The 2,330-nt window shown below is 70.1% G+C and carries 3 protein-coding genes; 2 read left to right on the forward strand and 1 reads right to left on the reverse strand.

Annotated elements, in window-relative coordinates:
• Both ACFQEU_RS14630 and ACFQEU_RS14635 read left to right on the forward strand, forming a co-directional pair.
• A partial coding sequence (locus ACFQEU_RS14630) for an FxLYD domain-containing protein (protein ID WP_379783352.1) occupies positions 1–340 on the forward strand: 340 nt, incomplete at its 5' end.
• A 75-nt stretch (positions 341–415) separates the two neighbouring features.
• Positions 416–2,005 carry a flippase gene (locus ACFQEU_RS14635; protein ID WP_379783354.1) on the forward strand — a complete coding sequence of 530 codons (1,590 nt, stop codon included), beginning with the start codon at positions 416–418 and terminating at the stop codon, positions 2,003–2,005.
• Between the two features lie 41 nt (positions 2,006–2,046).
• Here the strand turns inward: ACFQEU_RS14635 and ACFQEU_RS14640 are convergent.
• A partial coding sequence (locus ACFQEU_RS14640; RefSeq protein ID WP_379783356.1) for a metal-dependent hydrolase occupies positions 2,047–2,330 on the reverse strand: 284 nt, incomplete at its 5' end.

Here is a 2,330-nt window from a genome sequence, read left to right on the forward strand (position 1 = left end):
GATCGCGGTCGCCGGGTGTAGCGACGGGCCGGCGGAGGAGCTCGTCGACCCGCCCGCGCGAGTCGTCGAGAGCGAGCTCGTCCGCGAGCACGCCGGCACGGAGGAGGAGACCGTCGCCGCCGAAGGCACGGTCGAGCGGACGCGAGACGTCGAGATCGCGTACTTGGAGGTTCGCGTCGAGTTCCACGACGGGGACGGGGACGTGGCGGACAGCACGGTCGAACAGGTGGACGGCGTCGACACGGGTGACAGCTGGCCGTTCCGCGTCGTCTTCCCCCACGTCGGGGAGCGAGCCGCCGAGGTCGTCGACCACGAGGCGGCCGTCGTCAGAAACCCGTGAGATGACCGGCACGGACGACCCGAGAACTGACCGGACCGTGACCGGGTGTCGACCGACTACTCCTCGAGGGAAACGGTGACGAACGCGGGTTCGGAGCCCTCAATCGAGACCCGCGAGGACACGACGGACACCTCTGTCCAGTCCTCGACCGTCGCCGAGGAGACGATGGCCCAACAGGGTAGCGTCACCTTCGCGGGGGAGCTGATAAAGAAGGGGTTCGGCTTCCTCGTCGTCGCCGTCATCACGCGGCTCGTCAGCCCCGGCGTGTACGGGCTGTTCGTGCTCGCGACGGCCGTGCTCCACCTCACACAGGTGTTCGCCAGCGCCGGGCTGCACCGAGCGATCGACTACTTCGTCCCCCAGTATCTCGACCGCGGCGAGCCCGGCAAGGCCCGCGGCGTCACCGTCCAGGTGTTCGCCCTGCTTCTGGCGACGTCGACGGCGACGGGGATCGCGGTGTACCTGAGTGCCGACGCGCTCGCGGGGCTGTTCGACGAGCCGGGACTCGCGGCGGCGCTCCGGCTGCTCGCGGTCGCGCTGCCGATGCTCGCGGTGTTCAACGGGCTCATGGCGTCGTACGGGGGGATCAAGCGGCTGAAGTACCGCGTGTACGTCCGGGATCTCACCCGACCGACCGTCCGGCTCGTCGCCACGCTCGGGCTGTTGCTCGCCGGGTTCGGCCTCCTCGGCGTCGTCGGCGGGTACGTGATCGGGCTCGTCGTCGGGATCTCGTTGGGCGTCGTCCTCCTCCTCCGTCAGGACGCGCTCAGAGGGGGAACCGTCTCGTTCACGCCGACAGGGGACGTGCTTCGGTACGGGGTGCCGCTCGCGCTCGCGGGCGTGATCTACGTCGTGATGGGCCAGGTCGACTACTTCGTCGTCGGTTACTTCCTCGCGTCCGACGACGTGGGTATCTACCGGATCGGGTACATGCTGGCGGCGAACCTGCTCGTCTTCTTCTCGTCGCTCGCGCCCGTGTTCAAACCCCTGATCGCGGAGGCCAGACACGACCGGGCCGCCGTCTCGGAGCGGTACCGGACCGCGACGCGGTGGGCGCTCGGCCTCTCGCTTCCGTTCGCCGCGATCCTCGTGTTGGGTGCCGAGACGTACCTCGCGCTCGTGTTCACCCCGCAGTACACCGCCGCGAGCGGGGTCGTGGTCGCCTTAGTGGCCGGCTACCTCGTGAGCGTCACCGCCGGCGGCCCCGACGGCGCACTGCTCCAGGGGCTCGGTCACTCGCGGCTCGTGTTCGTGAACACCGGGCTCCTGCTCGTGGCGAACGTCGCCTTCAGCGTGGCGCTCGTGCCGCGATACGGGATCCTCGGGGCGGGGGTCGGCACCGCTCTCGCGCTGACGCTGTCGGGGGTCGCCGCGCTCGCGGAGGTGTACTACTTCCGCGGGATCCACCCGTTCACGGTCGACCTCGGCCGGGTCGTTCTCGCTTGGCTGCCGGCGGTCGCGGCCGGATGGGCGGTCGTCGCGGTCGTGGAGACGGCCGCGGTCGTCGCCGTCGTGTTGCCGGTGGTCGTCCTCGCGACGTACGTTCTCGCCGGACAGACGCTCGACGTGCTCACGCCGCGGGACCTCGAGGTCGCCGAGGCGGTCATGCCGGCGAGTGTCGTCGACCGGCTCCGCGGGCAGGTCGAGCCCGCGACGGACGACTGACAGGGTGCGTTCGACGTGACGACTACGGAGGGTGAGCCCGCTTAGATCGAGAGCATGACCGCGGTCGACAACGCGAGTACGCCGACCGAGAGGAAGAGGACGTTCACCCGCGGGTTCTTTGCGGGCGTCAGATCGAGAGTGAAGTGTGCCCCGGAGAGCGGGCGAAACGGCCGGATCCCCATCGGCGTTATCACGTCGCCGGCGAGGTGCGACCAGAGGGACGCGGTCGCGACACCCCCGACGAAAAGCGGGGTCCACTCGGGCGACGACGCGACGGCGGTCGCGTTCACGAGCGCGGCACCGCCCCCGGCGACGACGCCCACGA

This window comes from Halorubrum tibetense (assembly GCF_042661865.1).
Classification (GTDB): Archaea; Halobacteriota; Halobacteria; order Halobacteriales; family Haloferacaceae; genus Halorubrum; species Halorubrum tibetense.